16 protein-coding genes are annotated in these 15,655 nt (G+C 71.1%); 3 read left to right on the top strand and 13 right to left on the bottom strand.

The features are described from left to right. Positions 1-68 precede the first annotated feature (68 nt). Positions 69-1,028, top strand: a complete 960-nt coding sequence (locus tag ACFYYH_RS02725) for an SMP-30/gluconolactonase/LRE family protein (RefSeq protein WP_388544890.1) — start codon at positions 69-71, stop codon at positions 1,026-1,028. Between the two features lie 126 nt (positions 1,029-1,154). On the opposite strand, the gene ACFYYH_RS02720 is transcribed toward ACFYYH_RS02725, so the two are convergent. The 11 genes from ACFYYH_RS02720 to ACFYYH_RS02670 form a co-directional block, all read right to left on the bottom strand. Beyond that, a complete protein-coding gene (locus ACFYYH_RS02720) occupies positions 1,155-2,105 on the bottom strand; it encodes an aldo/keto reductase (protein ID WP_388544887.1) in 951 nt (316 codons plus the stop codon). A 191-nt stretch (positions 2,106-2,296) separates the two neighbouring features. Next, positions 2,297-2,923 carry a TetR/AcrR family transcriptional regulator gene (locus ACFYYH_RS02715; protein WP_388544884.1) on the bottom strand — a complete coding sequence of 209 codons (627 nt, stop codon included), beginning with the start codon at positions 2,921-2,923 and terminating at the stop codon, positions 2,297-2,299. Positions 2,924-2,945: 22 nt separating this feature from the next. Next, entirely contained in the window at positions 2,946-3,797 is an 852-nt protein-coding gene (locus tag ACFYYH_RS02710; RefSeq protein WP_388544881.1) for an oxidoreductase, read from the bottom strand. A gap of 102 nt (positions 3,798-3,899) precedes the next feature. After that, positions 3,900-4,055 carry a hypothetical protein gene (locus ACFYYH_RS02705; RefSeq protein WP_388544878.1) on the bottom strand — a complete coding sequence of 52 codons (156 nt, stop codon included), beginning with the start codon at positions 4,053-4,055 and terminating at the stop codon, positions 3,900-3,902. Positions 4,056-4,187: 132 nt separating this feature from the next. Beyond that, positions 4,188-5,231 (bottom strand): iron-containing redox enzyme family protein, encoded by a 1,044-nt coding sequence (locus ACFYYH_RS02700; protein WP_388545317.1) that lies wholly within the window; start codon positions 5,229-5,231, stop codon positions 4,188-4,190. Then, complete coding sequence (locus ACFYYH_RS02695; RefSeq protein ID WP_388544875.1) at positions 5,231-5,524, bottom strand: CDGSH iron-sulfur domain-containing protein; 294 nt, start codon at positions 5,522-5,524, stop codon at positions 5,231-5,233. The genes ACFYYH_RS02700 and ACFYYH_RS02695 overlap by 1 nt, the downstream gene beginning before the upstream one ends. After that, positions 5,508-6,143: a HemK2/MTQ2 family protein methyltransferase gene (locus ACFYYH_RS02690; protein WP_388545315.1), complete on the bottom strand. Its 636-nt coding sequence runs from the start codon at positions 6,141-6,143 to the stop codon at positions 5,508-5,510. The genes ACFYYH_RS02695 and ACFYYH_RS02690 overlap by 17 nt, the downstream gene beginning before the upstream one ends. A gap of 517 nt (positions 6,144-6,660) precedes the next feature. Then, positions 6,661-6,924 (bottom strand): DUF6480 family protein, encoded by a 264-nt coding sequence (locus ACFYYH_RS02685; protein ID WP_388544872.1) that lies wholly within the window; start codon positions 6,922-6,924, stop codon positions 6,661-6,663. A gap of 260 nt (positions 6,925-7,184) precedes the next feature. Then, entirely contained in the window at positions 7,185-8,294 is a 1,110-nt protein-coding gene (locus ACFYYH_RS02680) for a glutamate--cysteine ligase (protein ID WP_388544869.1), read from the bottom strand. Positions 8,295-8,472: 178 nt separating this feature from the next. After that, complete coding sequence (locus tag ACFYYH_RS02675; RefSeq protein ID WP_388544868.1) at positions 8,473-9,003, bottom strand: DUF6328 family protein; 531 nt, start codon at positions 9,001-9,003, stop codon at positions 8,473-8,475. Beyond that, positions 8,990-9,562 carry a cysteine hydrolase family protein gene (locus ACFYYH_RS02670; protein ID WP_388544865.1) on the bottom strand — a complete coding sequence of 191 codons (573 nt, stop codon included), beginning with the start codon at positions 9,560-9,562 and terminating at the stop codon, positions 8,990-8,992. The genes ACFYYH_RS02675 and ACFYYH_RS02670 overlap by 14 nt, the downstream gene beginning before the upstream one ends. 367 nt (positions 9,563-9,929) lie before the next feature. On the opposite strand from ACFYYH_RS02670, the gene ACFYYH_RS02665 reads away from it, so the two are divergent. Next, positions 9,930-12,650 (top strand): carbohydrate-binding protein, encoded by a 2,721-nt coding sequence (locus tag ACFYYH_RS02665; protein WP_388544863.1) that lies wholly within the window; start codon positions 9,930-9,932, stop codon positions 12,648-12,650. A gap of 20 nt (positions 12,651-12,670) precedes the next feature. On the opposite strand, the gene ACFYYH_RS02660 is transcribed toward ACFYYH_RS02665, so the two are convergent. Further along, positions 12,671-13,219 carry a DoxX family protein gene (locus ACFYYH_RS02660; protein WP_388544861.1) on the bottom strand — a complete coding sequence of 183 codons (549 nt, stop codon included), beginning with the start codon at positions 13,217-13,219 and terminating at the stop codon, positions 12,671-12,673. Between the two features lie 239 nt (positions 13,220-13,458). Continuing rightward, positions 13,459-14,715 (bottom strand): SGNH/GDSL hydrolase family protein, encoded by a 1,257-nt coding sequence (locus ACFYYH_RS02655; RefSeq protein WP_388544858.1) that lies wholly within the window; start codon positions 14,713-14,715, stop codon positions 13,459-13,461. A 168-nt stretch (positions 14,716-14,883) separates the two neighbouring features. Between ACFYYH_RS02655 and ACFYYH_RS02650 the strand changes: the two genes are divergently transcribed. Further along, entirely contained in the window at positions 14,884-15,594 is a 711-nt protein-coding gene (locus tag ACFYYH_RS02650) for an endonuclease (protein ID WP_388544855.1), read from the top strand. Positions 15,595-15,655: the final 61 nt, after the last annotated feature.

The following is a 15,655-nucleotide window of genomic DNA, read 5'->3' as shown; positions in this document are numbered from 1 at the left end:
CTGTTTCCCCCCCCATGCGTCGGCGTGTCGCTGCCGCGTGCCCGAAAACCAGTGAAGGAACCACGTTCATGAAGCGCTCCACCTCCGCCGTATCGGCGGCCCTCCTCGTCGCGGCCGCTGTCGCGGCTCTCGGTCCGGCTCCGGCGTCGGCCGTCTCCGCCCCGCTGAGCGGCGCGCGGGTCGCCGTGCACTTCGACCTGGCCAAGGGACAGACACCGGAGAACATCGCCCTGGCACCCAACGGCGCCGCGTATGTCACCTTCGCCCAGGGCCGCCAGATCGCCGAGGTCTCCCCCAGGGGCACCACCAGGATCCTGGCCACTCTGCCCAAGCCGGCCGACGGCGGTATCCACACCCCGGCCCTGGGCTTCCCGCTGACCGTCGGCATCGTCCGTGACCACGACGGCACGCTGTACTTCCTGTACGCCACCGGCACCCCCGACCTCACCGGCGTGTGGCGTCTGCGCCCCGGCGGCGAACCGCGGCGGATCGCCGCGCTGCCCGCCGACGGCCTGCCCAACGGTCTGGCGCTGGAGCCGCGTAGCCGCACCCTCTATGTCACCGACTCCGTGCTCGGCACCATCTGGAGCGTGCCCGCCACCGGTGGCACCCCCACCGCCTGGTCCACCGCCCCCGAACTGGCCTCCACCGGATTTCTCGGCGGCAACGGCCTGAAGATCCACAACGGGGCGGTCTGGGCCGGCAACCTCGACAGGGGCACGGTCCTGCGTATCCCCATCCTCCCGGACGGGCGCGCCGGTTCGGTCCGGACCGAGGCCACCGGCCTGCCGGGGATCGACGACTTCGCCTTCACCGGCCGCGGTGACCAGTTGCTGGCCACTCTCAACGGCTCCGGCGAGGTCGCGCTCGTCCAGTCCGACGGCAGCCACTCCACCGTGCTGACCCCGGCCGACGGCCTCCGGAACCCCACGTCCATCGCACTGCGCGGCACCACCGTGTACGTGCTGAGCGCCGCGTATCTCACCGCCGAGGACCCCAATCTGATCCTCGCCCGCCTGAACCGCTGACCAGCACGGACCACACCGCGCCGCCGGGTGCGGATCGTCATGGACCGCGCGGCGCCCCGGACCGGCGACTGTCACGGTCCGTGGACGCACTCCGGCGGCACGGTGACGCCGCACGGCGAGTGCGTGTCAGGCGGACGCCTCTGTCAGCTCCCGCAGCTCCGCCTCCGTGAGCCGGAGGTCCTGGAGGGCGAGGAGCGCGGGCAGTTGGCCGACCGTGCGTGCGGAGGCGATGGGCGCGACCACCGTCGGCTGCCGCGCGAGCCAGGCGAGCGCGACGGTCGCCGGCTCCACACCGTGGGCGGCCGCGGTCTTGCCGAGGGCGGCGATCACCTTGGCGCCGCGCTCGGTCTCCGCGTACCCGCCGGCCAGGCCCGGCCGCGCGCGTGGGCTGTCCACGGCGACGCCGGGGGCGTACTTGCCGGTCAGGAAGCCGGAGGCGAGGGCGAAGTACGGCACGCAGGCGAGTCCGTTGCGCTCCACGACGTCCTGGCGCCCGCCCTCGTACGTGTCACGCGAGACCAGGTTGTAGTGCGGCTGGAGCGCGACATAGCGGGCCAGCCCCTCGCGGTCGGAGAAGGCCAGTGACGCGGAGAGCCGTTCGGGGCTGATGTTGGAGGCCGCGATCGCGCGCACTTTGCCCGCCTTCACCAGACCGTCGAGCGCGGTGATGATGTCTTCGACCGGGACGGATTCGTCGTCGAAGTGGGTGTAGTACAGGTCGATATGATCGGTGCCGAGCCGCCGCAGGGACTCCTCTGCGGCGCCCCTGATGGTTTCGGGCGCGAGACCCCTGAACCGTGGGTGCCGGCCGGCCTTGGTGGCGATGACCATGTCGTCGCGGTTGCCACGGGCCCGGAGCCATGCGCCGATGATGGTCTCGGACTCGCCGCCCTGGTTGCCGGGCGCCGACGCGGTGTACGAGTCGGCGGTGTCGACGAAATTGCCGCCCCCGGCCGCGTAGGCGTCGAGTACGGCGAAGGAGTGCTCCTCGTCGGCGGTCCAGCCGAACACGTTGCCACCGAGACACAGGGGGGAAACGGCGAGGTCGGAGGAGCCGAGGCTGCGAAGACGCGTCATGGGATCTTTCCTTCGGGAGGAGGTGGCCCGCCGACACCGAGGTTATCGCTCCGCGGGCGGCGGAGCGGGGGAGGAACGGAGGAAGGAACGGGGGAGGGCGATGCCGGCCCGACGGCGAGGTGTCCCGGCGCCGCGCGCGGACCGGTGGCCGCACGCGGACCGGTGGCCGCACGCGGACCGGTGGGTGGGGTTCAGGCCAGGCCGGCGCATCTGAGCCAGACGAACTCGCAGGTCGCGGAGGCGCGTTCCAGTTCCTCGCGGGAGATACGGGAGGCCTGGTAGAACGAGCGCTCGATCATCCAGCACAGCGCCGTGGCCATCGCCGCGGACTGGTCCGGCAGGTCGCCGGCGCGCACACCGGCCCGTTCCAGGACGGCGGTGATGGCCTCGATGAAGAGGGCGGCCGTACGGTCCCACAGGGCGCCGACCTCGGGCACGGCGAGCGAGAGGTCGATGGCGGTGCGCATGACGAGTCCGTGCTCGTGCCAGAGGTCCACCGTGCGCGCCATGGCCGTGCCGATGGCGTGACGCGGATCCTCGGCGGTCTGAGCGACCCGGGACTTCTCCCACAGCCGCTCGACCGTGCGGGCCACCAGGGCAGTGACCACTTCCTGTTTGGAGCCGAAGTAGAAGTACAGGGCGCCGCGCGTGAGGCCGGCGCCCGCGGCGATGTCCGCCACCGTCATGGCCTCGTACCCCGTGGAGGTGAGCAGGCGCTCCGCCGCGTCGAGCACGGCCTGTTCTCGCAGATCCCCCTTGCGCGGCGCGGCGGCGCGGCGTCTGGAGGGCCGCGGAGCAGAGGCGTCGTCGGTCGTCATAGGTGCTGTTCCCCGCTGCCCGTCAGGTGGAGGGGATCTGGGCCCCGTCCGGAAAGTCCGTGGTCCTGGACAGTTTCTCCCAGGCGCGGATGTCGTCGTCAACGGCCCGTCGGCCCGCGCCGATCAGCCTCAGCGCATCCGAGCCCAGGACCAGATGGGCGGGCGGCGAGTCCAGAGCGGCGATGTGCACCACGGCTTCGGCCGCCCTGGCCGGATCGCCCAGTTGATGGCCGTCGGCCTTCCGCCGCGCCTCCCGGACCGGTCCGAAGACCTCGTCGTAGTCGGCGATGGAACGCTCCGCACGGATCATCGACCGGCCGGCCCAGTCGGTGCGGAAGGAGCCGGGTTCGATCGCGGTCACATGGATCCCGAAGCCCGACACCTCCTTGCCGAGGGACTCCAGCATCCCTTCCAGGGCGAACTTGCTCGCGCAGTACGCCGACATGCCCGGTACGGCCATCAGCCCGCCCATGGACGTCACCGCCATCAGGTGGCCGCGGCGCCGCTCGCGCAGGAAGGGCAGGGCCGCCTGGAGCGTCGCGGCGGCGCCGAAGACGTTCGTCGCGAACTGGGACCTGACCTCGGACAGCGGGGTCTCCTCGAAGGCCCCCTCCAGGCCGTAGCCGGCGTTCGCGATCACCACATCGAGGGGGCCGACGGTGCTCTCGACGTCCTTGACGACCGAGAACACGGCGTCGTCGTCCGTGACGTCCAGCACCCGGCCATGGGCGCGTCCGGGCCACAGCGCCTCGAAAGAGGCCAGGTCGTCGGGGTTGCGTACGGTGCCCACCACCGTATGGCCGGCCTCCAGGGCTCCCCGGGCGAACGCCCGGCCCAGGCCGCTGCTGACTCCAGTGATCAGCCAGGTCCTCATGGGAATCTCCTCGCTCCGCACGTTGCCCCCGCATCACTAATCTACACCGCGTCGATTTTTATCGTCGTGGCGTCAAGTAAGGAGGGGCGCGGCGCGTGCCGGCTATCGCCGCGCCTTCCAGCTCGCCCAGGCGAGACAGGCGAGGAGCGCGGCGACGGCGAGGTCCTCGGTGGAGGCGCCGTGCTCGTTCGCCGAGGCGAAGAGACCGACGGCGAGCGCGGCGAGGAGCAGGGCGAGGACGGTCCAGAACCTGTGCACGGCGACCCCCGGATACGGTGGCTGCCACCGTATCCGCCCGCCCGACGCCCGGGACCGCGCACGGTCGCGTACGTGCCGTCCGGGCCCCGGCCGCGGGCCCGGTCAGAGGTCCGGCCGCGGGCCCGGGTCCGCTCAGGGGACCGGTCGGGCCGGGGCGTCGAGCGGCGCGCGGAGCGCGGTCCGCCCGTCGCGCCAGGCGGACAGGACATGCCGGCCGAGGCGGTCCTCCAGCAGTTCGGTGGCCCGGATGCCGAAGACGACATCCGGCGCGAGCTCCGGTTCGTCGTCGAGCAGGCCGCCGATGACATCACGGCGGACCACCTGTTCGTGGACGGCGTCGGCCTCGACGTGCTCGTCGTAGAACCGCTCGGCCGCCGGCCCCGCGTCCGTACGGCGCATGGCTTCGGCCAGCCGCCGGGAGCCGGGGGACGAGGTGACCTCGACGGCGGCGAAGTGGCCGACCAGGGCCCCGCGCAGGCTCCGGTGCAGCCCGAGCAGGGACATCAGGTTCACCGTGGCCAGGGCTTCCGCCGGGCCCGTGTCCAGATAGCGGCCGTACGCGGTCCCGAGCCCCAGATCCGCCATCAGGTCCGCGAAGAGCTGGGCGTGGACGTCCTCCGCGCGGCCGGCGCCGAACTCGTCGTACTCGATGGCCACCATGGCGGCCTTGGCCCGGCCGCGCAGCCGGGGGATGACCCAGGCGTGCGGGTCGGCCTCCTTGAGGTGGTAGAGGGAACGCAGGGCCGCGTACTCCCGCAGATGCCGCAGCTCCCCCTCGCGCCGCAGATAGTGGCTCACGCTGTTCCCGTCGTCACCCACCGGTTCGACGAGCAGCGCGGCCAGGGCCTCGTCCACACCGCCCGTCGAGGGCGCGTCCGCGCGCAGCGCCGTGAGGAAACGCTCCTCGGCGGCCCCCCGCAGGCGCAGCAGCTCCGGATCCCACTCGTGGTGGCCGCCGACCCCCGCGAAACCCCGGTAGTGGAGTTCGTACAGCACGTAGAGCGTGAGCTGAAGGTCTTCCCCGTAGGGGTCGGCACGGCCGGTGTCCCGGGCCCCGGGCAGGGGTGTGCCGAGACCGCGGAGTACGTCGATGGCACGGGCGGAGAGTTCACCACGGGGCTCGGGCAGGGCGGGGCCGGCGTACCGGGCGGCGTGCCGGTCGGTAGAAGGTGTGATCACGACGCGGTTCCCTTCCCGTCCGGTCGTCCCGGGCCACCGTGGCCCGGGTGCTCCCGCCCGGCGCGGTCCCGGCCGACGGCCGCGTCGTCCGGGGGGTTCGTACGCCGTCGGTGACTGGTGTCGCACCACGGATAGGCACGGCTGCGGCGGCACGCGCAGATCGCGACGACGAAGCGATCGGAGGAGACGACACTGCCGTCGTCCATGACGACCTCCACCGGCCCCTCCACCAGCACGGGACCGTTCCGGTCGACGGTGACGCGCCGTGGGCGCTCAGAACTTTTCGGCACGGATGGTCACCAGCTCTTCCTTGTCGTCCTCGGGGTCCACCAGTCCGCGTTCCCGCAGCCAGCCCAGCCGCTCCCGCATGACGGGACCGAACGGGACGCGCACGCGGTCGCTGACGACGGCGTGCAGCCCGGCCCGGGACAGGCGTGACAGCGTCTCGGCGGGGTCGCAGAGGCCGGAGTGGACCATGAGCAGAACGCCGCGCGGACGCAGGACCGATGGCACGGCGTCACAGACGCGGTCCACGAACGCCCGGCCGTCATGGCCCGCCTCCCACGCTCGTGCCGCTCCCCGGCGCGGCAGTTCGGCGGTGGGGGCCGGTACATAGGGCGGGTTGCATATCACGGCGTCGAAGGACCGGCCCGGCAGCGCCGCCATCAGATCACCACGGCGCGCCGTCACACGCTGGCGGGCGACCAGGGCGTTAAGACGCGTGGTGAGCACGGCCCGGCGGGAGATGTCGACGGCCGCCACCCGGGCGCCCAGCCGCGCCGCGTACACCGCGAGGGCGCCGCTGCCCGTACAGACGTCCAGCACCTCCGCCCCGGGGCGCAGCCCCTCCCGCCGGAGAGCCTCCGCCAGCAGAAGACTGTCGGACTGCGGTGCGTAGACACCGGGCATCGTGAGAACCCTGCCGAATGCCGGGCCGGGCGGGGACGCGGTGGTGGTCACAGGGCACCTCCTGGCCGGAGCGGCGAGCGCCCGGATCTCCCGGGCGGAGCCGTCCTGCCCTCAGGCTGCCCCCGGCGGAGCCGACGCACCACTTCATCGGTGACAGCGGGTACCGGCCGGTGACGCACCGTACGAGCCGCGCGGACGGGTGCCGGGGCAGGGGGCATGAAAGCTCCTCGGGGTCGGGGCTCACGGCGTACGGGTCATCAGGGCGGCCGGCCGGGAACGCGCCGGCGTCGGGTGACGTCCCACGGTCGGGTTCCTGGTCGGGTTCCTGGGCCGCACCGGCCTCGTCGGGGCCGTCGCGCGCCGTGATCCGACGTGGCGTGTATCCGGTGGGGCGGGAGAGAAACCCGTCGGCGGTCGCGGGATACATCCGTGGGTGAGGCCGTGGGCCGGTCGCCATCGCGACGGGAGCGCCCCTGGCCGGGCGGCCCGGCGGCGGCCCGCCCTCCCGTCCGGCTCCCTATATCGACTGGACGATCACCGCGTAGGCGAGGAAGAACCCCGCGACGAACAGGGAGACGATCAGGATGGCCGCCAGCGGCCCCTTCGACCAGCCCGTGGTCGGGTTGTGCGTCTCCTGGGGCCCGGCTCCCGAGAGGCCTCCCTCGCCCGGCGGGGTCTCTCCGGGAGGCACCTTCCTCTCCGGCGCGGGAGCGGTGGTCACCCGCGGCCCACCACGTGGACCGGGGGCTTTCGGCTCGGGCTCGTTCTGGTGGTCGGTCATGACGACGAGGCCTCCCTTCACGGGACACACGTCGGCCGAGGGCGCCTCCGTCGGAACCGGAGGGCGCGACCGAAGCCCGTTCACTCGGACAACCAGTGCCTTATATCACCCTAAAGTAGGATTCTCTGCTCCACAGAAGGGCCGGGCGGGACCCGGTCGTCCCCGGAGGACTCCCGGGCCCCGGCGGCCCCGTCCGGTGTCGGCCGACCCCGGCCGTCGTCGGCCGCACACCCGTGTTCCGGCCCCGGTGTTCCTGAGGCTCAGGCCTGTGTCCTGCGTACACACTCGGCGACCAGGTCACGCAGGCTCCCCGTACGCGCCATCAGATCGCGTTGTACGCGTGCCCCGCTGCCGCCCTCCAGCACCCGGGCGATCCCCTCCTCGACGAGCGCCAGGTCACCGGCGTCCGCCAGGGCGTCCCGCACCTGCGCGAGCAGCGACCGTACGACCGCTTCGGCCGGCGCGGGCGTCATGGTGAGGGGATGGATCAGCCCGTCCTCCAGCCCCGAGCGGCCGGCCCGCCAGGAGGCGAGCCGCAGCAGGTCGACCCGGTGCGACGCGGGCGCCCGCTCCTCCCGCCACTCGCGCGCGGCCGTCTCGACCAGACCGCGCACCAGGGCGGCGAGCAGGACCGTGGTGGACGCGTCGAGGCATACGTCGGCCACCCTCACCTCGACGGTGGGATAGCGGACCGCGAGCCGGGCCTCGAAATAGGCCATCCCCGGATCGCGCAGCACTCCGGTGGCGACCATGGCCGCCACATGCTCGTGGTATCCGCCCGCGGAGCCGAACATCTCCACCGGACCGGCCGAGGGCCAGCGCCCCCAGACCCGGCTGCGGTAGCTGCTGTAGCCGCTGTCCTGGCCCTGCCAGTACGGGGAGTTGGCGGTCAGCGCGAGCAGTACCGACAGCCATGGCCTGATCCGGTCGAGGACGGCGACGCCCTCCTCGTCCGACTCCACGGACACATGGACATGGCAGCCGCAGGTGAGCTGCTCCTGCGCGGTCAGCCCGAACTCGCGCTCCATCCAGCGGTAGCGCTCGTCATGGGTGAAGGCGGGACCGGCCGGCAGCGGCGAGGTCGCCAGGGCCGCCACGGCCGCCCCCACCCGTCCCGCGTGATCGGCGGCCTGCGCCCGCCAGTCCCGGATCTCCGCCGCCAGCTCCGTCATGTCCGTCTGCGGGTTGGTGGCGAACTCCAGTTGCTGCCGGTGGAGTTCCTTCTGGAACCCGTGTTCCCCTCCCCCGGCGCGGTCGGCCGTCGCCAGTACGGCGGCCGACACGGCGCGCGGCTCCCAGGTGGCCTCGTCCACCAGCAGCAGTTCTTCCTCGACGCCGACGCTGCGCACCGCGGTCTCCTCTCGGGGCATCGCCCCGGACCGATGCGGGGCGAGCGGACTCCGCCCGCTCTCGTGATACGACGTCAGCGCTGTCGGCACAGGTGCCCGGGTGTGGTCCATACACCCCCGGTTGCCCACCCCCATCCACCGGAAACTGGCGCCCGGTCGCGGTGGTGACGGCCACCGGATCCGGGCGCGCGCCCCCCTCTCACCGCTCATGTTCCAGATGCCGTTTGAGCACCACCGGCAGGACCAGCCAGCAGCACGCGAACCACCCCAGCACCACCGCCGCGATGGCCCAGGCGTAACCGCTCTCCAGCGCGACCCGGAGCAGGAGGAGCACCGCGCAGACGATGGCGGCCGCGAGCAGGGCGATACCGGTGGCGATCAGCCGTGCCGCCGTCCGGACGAGCTCGGGTTTGCGCCGATGACCCGCCAGTGTGCGATGGACGGAGACGGGGGCGATCAGCGCCCCGGTCGCCAGTGCCCCGAGCACCACGGTGATCACATAGAGGTCCTTGTCGAACCAGCCCAGCCGCGCGAACCGCGGGGTGAAGGCGACACTGAGGAGGAAGCCGAACAGGATCTGGGCCCCCGTCTGCGCCACCCGCACCTCCTGGAGCATCTCCGCCCACTGGCGGTCCGCGCGTGCCTCCGGGCTCTCGTGGCGCGAGAAGCCGTGGGACCGGTCGTTCTCCTCGGTCCCGTCGCGCCGCGGGTCTCCGTCATCGTCCGCCATGGCCCTCCCCGGGCACCCCCTCGCCGAGATCGACGCGGTCGGACGGCAGGACTTCCGCGTTCATGTTGCGTTCCATCATGCGGAAGGCGGCCCGCGCGAGACCGGGGTGGATATGGGCGACGGCGTCGCTCGCCACGGTCACCGCGATGTGCCGGATATGGGCGTCGAGCGCCGAGTACAGCACACACTGCTCGGTGACCTGCCCGCACAGCACGATCCGGTCCACCCCCTGCTGGGCCAGCAGATACTCCAGGGGCGTCTGGTAGAAGATCGAGTGGCGGGCCTTGACGACGAACAGCGACCTGCCGTCGGGCCGGACGGGCTCGACGAGATCGGCGTGCGGTCCCCGCAGCGCGGAGTCGAGGAGTTCGTCGTGGTGGGAGCGCCAGCGGCCGAAGTTGTCATTGACGTAGATGACATCCAGCCCCTGTTCCCGGGCCCGGCCGAGCAGCCCCCGCATCGCGGGCAGCGCCTCGCGGACCGAGGGGACCAGCACGTCGGCGTCCTCGTGCTCATAGGTGTTGATCATGTCGATCACGACCAGAGCTCTCTTCGGCATGGTGCGACCAGTTCCGTCTCCGACGCGGCGAACAGGGGCGGGCTCGTCCTTCTCCAGCATGAAAGCGGGTGCCCGGCCCGCGTACCACCGGGCGGACGGCAAGTGGCCGCAGCGCGCCCGGCCCCCGCTCACGAGGACGACAGGAAGCCGTCTCCGGGGAGATCGGATCAATGCGCGCACAGGGCGGCGGAATAGTTCTGCGCGGCTACTTGACGGCCTGAAACCTCCGATGTTCACTGCATGTTGCGAACATGTCACCTTGCTGCTTCCTGGATCACCGTGCCGACCAGGTGTTCCACGCCCTCACGCACCCGCACGTCCCCTCTGCCTTCCGGCGCCCCCTCGCCACTCGTGGGAGTGACACTCGATGAGACCCAACCGAATAGTCGTATTCGTCCTCGCTGTCGTCTGTCTGCTGAGCGGTCTCGCCGGTGGCCCGGCGTCCGCGTCCACCACCGACGCCGCGTTCAACAACGCGACCGGCGCGTTGAACGTGGACTACGCGAGCTATCTCTCCAAGCACGACATCGTCTACAACCGGCCCAACACCAACCCCGATCACGGGCTGACCGTCGGCAACGGCCGTATCGGCGCCATGGCGTGGCAGAACAACGGTCTGTCCATGCAGGTGTCCGGGGTCGACACCTCCCAGCAGACCGCGTTCGGCGCGGGGCTGCTCAATCTCGCCACCACCCCGGCGATGGACAGCGGCTACTCCACGTACCAGCAGCGCCTCTCGCTGTACGACGGGACGCTCACCACCAAGTACGACAACAACCGGACCGTCACCGTGATGGGTTCACCGAACTCCGAGGTGATGGGCGTCCATGTCGACGACACACGCACCGGGGTGTCCAGCATCTCGCTGGAGCTGAGCCTGTGGGACGTGAGCCAGCTCGGGAACAGCGGCGACGTGCCCAACCTCGACACCTGGAAGACGGTCTCCACCTACGCGGACTCCACCGGAGCCGGACTGAGCCGCGGCCAGGCCGATCCGCAGAACTTCGGCTACACGCTGGCCGCCACCGTGGAAGGCGCGGCGTACTCCGCGCAGGTCATCGACGGCCGCAAGGTACGGCTGACCATCACACCGTCCAGCAGCTACACGATCTGGTTCACCGCCAGCAGCCGGGTCAACGCCCCCGGCCACAACTCGGTCACCCAGGCCAAGAACGCGCTGAACTCGGTGAAGGGCACGGGATACACGACCACCCTGAACAACTACCGCAACTGGTGGCACGCGTTCTGGGAGAAGTCGTTCGTGCAGTACTCCAACGGGTCCCGTGAAGCGGACTACATGGAGAACATCTACTACCTCAGCACCTATATGATCGCCGCCGGCGGATACGGGAACTACCCCTTCCACTTCATCAACGGCACCTTCCGGGCCACCGGGGACGCCACGAAGTGGAGCAACTCCTACTGGTACTGGAACCAACGGGACGTCTACAACTCGTTCCTGGCCTCCAACCACCCCGATCTGTTCACCGGGTTCAACAAGCTGTACAGCCGCAACTTCGACGCCCTCAAGGCGTACACCCGGACCCGGTACAACGTCGACGGGATCTGGGTGCCGGAGACCATGGGCTGGGACGGCAACGCCCGGGGCACGGTCAACAGCGACTACACCAAGAACATCTGGTCGACCGGCGCCGAAGCCGCGTACAACATGTACCTCCAGGCCAAGTACACCAACGACAACACCTATCTGCGGAACACGGCCTATCCGTTCATGCGTGAGGTCGCCAAGTTCTACGCGGCGAAACTCTCGTACGACAGCGGCACCGGCAAGTACTACGTGGCCACGTCCAACTCGCACGAGACCTACTGGAACGTGCCCAACGCCATCACCGATCTGGCCGCCGTCCGCACCCTGTTCCCGCTGGCCATCCAGACCGGCGCCGACCTGGGGCTGGACGCCGATCTCCGGCCGCAGTGGCAGCGGATCCTGGACAATCTGATCGCGTACCCGTCGGACGCGAACGTGTATCTGCCGCACACTCCCCCGATCGCGCAGACCCGCAACAACGAGAACGTCGCGGCCGAGATCATCTGGCCGTACGACCTCACCGGGATCGGCTATCCCGACCAGCAGAAGGCCATCAACACCTGGAACGCCCGGCCGTTCCCGTACGGCAACGTCTGGGCGAACGACGCGGTCCAGGCGGCCAGGCTCGGCCTCGGGGACCAGACGTTCCAGGGCATGAAGACCATGCTGCGCCAGTACCAGAACCATCCGAACGGCCTCACGGCCAACACCAACGGTGTCTTCGAGTATCTCGGTGTGCATCTGACGGCGACGAACGAGTCGCTGCTCCAGTCGTACAACGACAAGATCCGGGTCTTCCCCGCCGTGCCCTCGGACTCCTCCTTCGTCGGCAAGTTCACCCTGCTGGCCAAGGGCGGGTTCCTCGTCAGCTCGGAGCGCGAGGCGGGCGAGATCAAGTACGTGGGGCTCAAGAGCCAGTACGGCAACAGCACCCGGATCGTGAACCCGTGGGGAACACAGCAGGTCCGGGTCCGCCGGGTCTCCGACAACGCGACGGTACTGACCACCAGCGCCGCCGAGTTCGCGCTCACCACCTCGGCGAACACCGTGTACGTCGTCGAGCGCACCGCCAAGCCGCTCAGCTCGTACACCTCCACCCGGCTGACGGGGACGGCCAACCAGGACGCGAAGTCCCTGGCGGGCACCAACTCCACGCTCGGCCTCGGGTCGACGCCGAACCCGATGGTGAACAACACCGCGGTGACCTACGACAGCAACTGGCACCTCACGACCGGCCGGGGCTACGGCGACTACAACGACGACACCCATCACAGCACCACGGTGGGGGCGACGGCGCAGTACACCTTCACCGGCACCGGGATCCAGTACCTCTCCGAACGCAACGGTGACATGGGGACGGTCGACGTCTATCTGGACAATGTCCTCCAGGCGACGGTGGATCTGCGGATCTCCGGTCCCCGGCAGGCCCAGCAGACCGTCTGGCAGAGATCGGGGCTGTCCCGGGGCTCGCACACCATCAGGATCGTCAACAGAAGCACCTCGGTGGGCATGATCGACGCCTTCCGCATCACCCCGTAGCGGCCCGTTGTGCGCGCCCGTCACTCTCCGGCGGGCGCGCCTTCGCCGTTCCCCCGGGCCACCGCCGCCATGGCCCTGGCCCGCTTGCCGATGACCAGCGCCGCCCCGGCGGCGCTGGCCGCGAAGGCGACGGGGACCATCCACCACTGGTCGAGCCGGTGGCGGGTGACATGGTCCAGCGAGTAACGGCCCGCCCCCATGAGACCGATGGAGGCCGCGGTCCAGCCGAGAACGCCCGGGTACTCGAAGCCGCCCGACTGGGTGAAGAACCCGCTGGGCGCGTGGACGGCCGCCGCCCCCGCCATACCTCCGGCCGCCGCCGCACCGGCCGCCGGGGTGGCCAGCCCCAGGGCCAGCAGCACACCGCCCCCGGTCTCGGCGAGTCCGGAGGCGATCGCGCTCGGCCGGCCGGGCGTGTAGCCCATGGCCTCCATCCCCTGGGCGGTCCCGTCGATCCCGCCGCCGTCGAACCAGCCGAAGAGTTTCTGGGTGCCGTGTGCGGCGAGGACGGCTCCGATGCCGAGCCGCAGGGTGAGCAGTCCGAGGTCGCGTCGGTTCACACAGGTCATGGCGGGCTCCGGAGTACGGGGGCGGATGTGGGGCGTCGGCGTGCGGGGGAACGAGGACGTACGACTCCACTCTCGGCGGTGGGGCACGCGGGAGGTCAGCGTTGCTGGGCCGTACGGGTCGGCCGGACGCGAGAGGCCTTTGTCACGTCACCTTGACGACAAGCGGTGGACCCCGAGGTCGTCGCCGTGCCGCGATCACGCCGGAGGGCGGGGCCCCGCCCTCCGGCGTACCACGGGTGTTACCGGTCGCAGCGCAGGCTCCGCAGGTCGATGGCGTCGGCCATGACCTTCATACCCGCGTCGTTCGGGTGCAGATGGTCCCCGCTGTCGTACGCGGGCAGGATCTTGGCCGGGGCGGCGGGGTCCTTGACGGCCGCGTCGAAGTCGACGACCGCGTCGAACGCGCCGCTGCCGCGGATGAAGGCGTTGACCTCCCGGCGGATCGCCTCGCCGCCCGCGTTCCACTCCCCCCAGCCCTCGTACGGCATGACGGTCGCACCGGCCACACAGACCCCGGCGGCATGGCTCCGGTCGATGATCTGCCGGTATCCGGCGATCAGCTGGGCGGCCGTGGGCGCGGGGGTGGCCTTGATGTCGTTGACGCCTTCGAGCAGGATCACCGTACGCAGGCCGCGCTGTGACAGGACGTCACGGTCCAGCCGTTTCAGGGCGCTCACCCCGGCGCCGTCGGAGAGGACCTTGTTGCCGGAGATCCCCTCGTTGGCGACGCCCTTGAGCACGCTCCCGGGGTCGTTCCGCAGCCGTCCCGCGAGGAAGTCGGGCCAGCGGCGGTTGGTGTCCGCGGTGGAGATGGCGCCGTCGGTGATCGAGTCACCGAGCGCCACGACGGCTCCCGTACCGGGCGGGGCGTCGACCACGACCGCGTCGAGATAGAAGCGGAAACCCGTCTGGCGGGTGTAGGCGGTGGCGGACTCCTCCGCCGCGTGATCACCGGCGGGCGCGATGTAGGAGGTCTGGAGGCCCATCCGGTGGCCGGTGGCCGTGCCGGCCGCGTTCCGCACATACACGCTGATGGCGAGATCGGACTGCGGGCGTACGGTGCCGGGCAGCGGATCGCTGTAGACGGAGCCGCCGGCGGGGACGGTGACGGAGGCGGCGCCCCCGAAGGACAGCGCGCGGTTGGTGCCGGGGGCCACGGCGGCGCCGGAGGCCCGTACCCCGGCGTACGCGCGGCCGAAGGTCACCGGCTGCTCCCCGAAGGCGTTGGAGAGCCGGACCCGCAGACCGCTGCCGCCGGCGCTGGTGCGCACGACGACGCGATGGGTCTGGTCGGCGACGGCGGCGTCCAGCCGGTCGGCGCTGGCGCCCCAGGTGACCACGGGGGTGGTGGCGGCGGGACGGGCCGGGGATCCCGCGGAGGCGGAGGCCGCGGAGGAGGCGTAGGAGGCGGTGGGAACCGCGAGGACAGCGGCGAGAGCGAGGGCGATGACGGCGGTCGCGCGGGGGGCGCGAAGGGGTAACACCGTTCTTTTCATTGCGGGTTGAACCCTCTCGTAGAAATGGTCGTGCCCATGTCATAAAAGGACACGGACAGAAAGCGCTTCCGGTTCGGCGCGCGACGGGTGCGACCGCTCCGGGACCGCGCCACAATGGACGGAGAGAGCACCCATACGGCCAGGTCAACCGGACGGAGGAGGCGCGTCGTGCCGGGAACCAGCGATCGCGAGACCGTGAGGAAACTGCTCGCCACCCACGGCCGTACCTACGCCGGCCAGGCCGGTATCCATCTGCGGAACACCCCCCAGCCGCTCTATCAACTGCTGGTACTGGCAGGGCTGTTGAGCGCCCGTATCCGCAGCGACATCGCGGTGGCGAGTTCCCGCGCGCTCTCGGAAGCGGGCTTCCGCGACGCGCGCCGGATGGCGGACGCCACCTGGCAGGAGCGCGTGGGCGCGCTGGGCCGGGGCGGCTACCGCCGCTACGACGAGCGCACCGCGACCCAGCTCGGCGAGGGCGCCGAGCTGCTGCTCGACAAGTACCACGGCGATCTGCGACGGCTGCGTGACGCGGCGGACGGAGACACCGGCACACTGCGGTCACTGCTGCGGGAGGTGCCCGGACTGGGCCCCGTGGGAGTGGACATCTTCCTCCGCGAGGTCCAGGGGATCTGGCCGGAGGTCGCCCCGTACCTGGACAAGAAGGCGCTCCAGGGCGCGCGCGAGCGCGGACTTCCCGATGAGCCCAAGGCGCTGGCGCGACTGGCCGATCACACCGATCCGGCCGTCTTCGCGGCGGCGATGGTACGCGCCGCGCTCGAAAGGACCGCCCCGAAGGGCGGGACGGACGGCGGCACGAAGGACGCGGCGAAGGACGCGGCGAAGGGCTCACGGGCCGGGACGAAGGCCGGGGGCTGACACCGGAGCACCGGGAGCCGCGTCACGGATGACGTCACGAATGAGGCGCTCCTCCGCCCAA

The sequence above is a fragment of the Streptomyces sp. NPDC002018 genome (assembly GCF_042890865.1).
Classification (GTDB): domain Bacteria; phylum Actinomycetota; class Actinomycetes; order Streptomycetales; family Streptomycetaceae; genus Streptomyces.
This window is presented reverse-complemented; position numbering and strand designations above follow the sequence as displayed.

What these genes read in the sequence shown, in the direction of transcription:
- ACFYYH_RS02685 (WP_388544872.1), bottom strand. Translation starts at nt 6,924, where the DNA reads ATGACCGACCACCAGAACGAGCCCGAGCCGAAAGCCCCCGGTCCACGT.
- ACFYYH_RS02665 (WP_388544863.1), top strand. Translation starts at nt 9,930, where the DNA reads ATGAGACCCAACCGAATAGTCGTATTCGTCCTCGCTGTCGTCTGTCTG.
- ACFYYH_RS02675 (WP_388544868.1), bottom strand. Translation starts at nt 9,003, where the DNA reads ATGGCGGACGATGACGGAGACCCGCGGCGCGACGGGACCGAGGAGAAC.
- ACFYYH_RS02715 (WP_388544884.1), bottom strand. Translation starts at nt 2,923, where the DNA reads ATGACGACCGACGACGCCTCTGCTCCGCGGCCCTCCAGACGCCGCGCC.
- ACFYYH_RS02690 (WP_388545315.1), bottom strand. Translation starts at nt 6,143, where the DNA reads ATGCCCGGTGTCTACGCACCGCAGTCCGACAGTCTTCTGCTGGCGGAG.
- ACFYYH_RS02655 (WP_388544858.1), bottom strand. Translation starts at nt 14,715, where the DNA reads ATGAAAAGAACGGTGTTACCCCTTCGCGCCCCCCGCGCGACCGCCGTC.
- ACFYYH_RS02710 (WP_388544881.1), bottom strand. Translation starts at nt 3,797, where the DNA reads ATGAGGACCTGGCTGATCACTGGAGTCAGCAGCGGCCTGGGCCGGGCG.
- ACFYYH_RS02660 (WP_388544861.1), bottom strand. Translation starts at nt 13,219, where the DNA reads ATGACCTGTGTGAACCGACGCGACCTCGGACTGCTCACCCTGCGGCTC.
- ACFYYH_RS02680 (WP_388544869.1), bottom strand. Translation starts at nt 8,294, where the DNA reads ATGCCCCGAGAGGAGACCGCGGTGCGCAGCGTCGGCGTCGAGGAAGAA.
- ACFYYH_RS02670 (WP_388544865.1), bottom strand. Translation starts at nt 9,562, where the DNA reads ATGCCGAAGAGAGCTCTGGTCGTGATCGACATGATCAACACCTATGAG.
- ACFYYH_RS02725 (WP_388544890.1), top strand. Translation starts at nt 69, where the DNA reads ATGAAGCGCTCCACCTCCGCCGTATCGGCGGCCCTCCTCGTCGCGGCC.
- ACFYYH_RS02720 (WP_388544887.1), bottom strand. Translation starts at nt 2,105, where the DNA reads ATGACGCGTCTTCGCAGCCTCGGCTCCTCCGACCTCGCCGTTTCCCCC.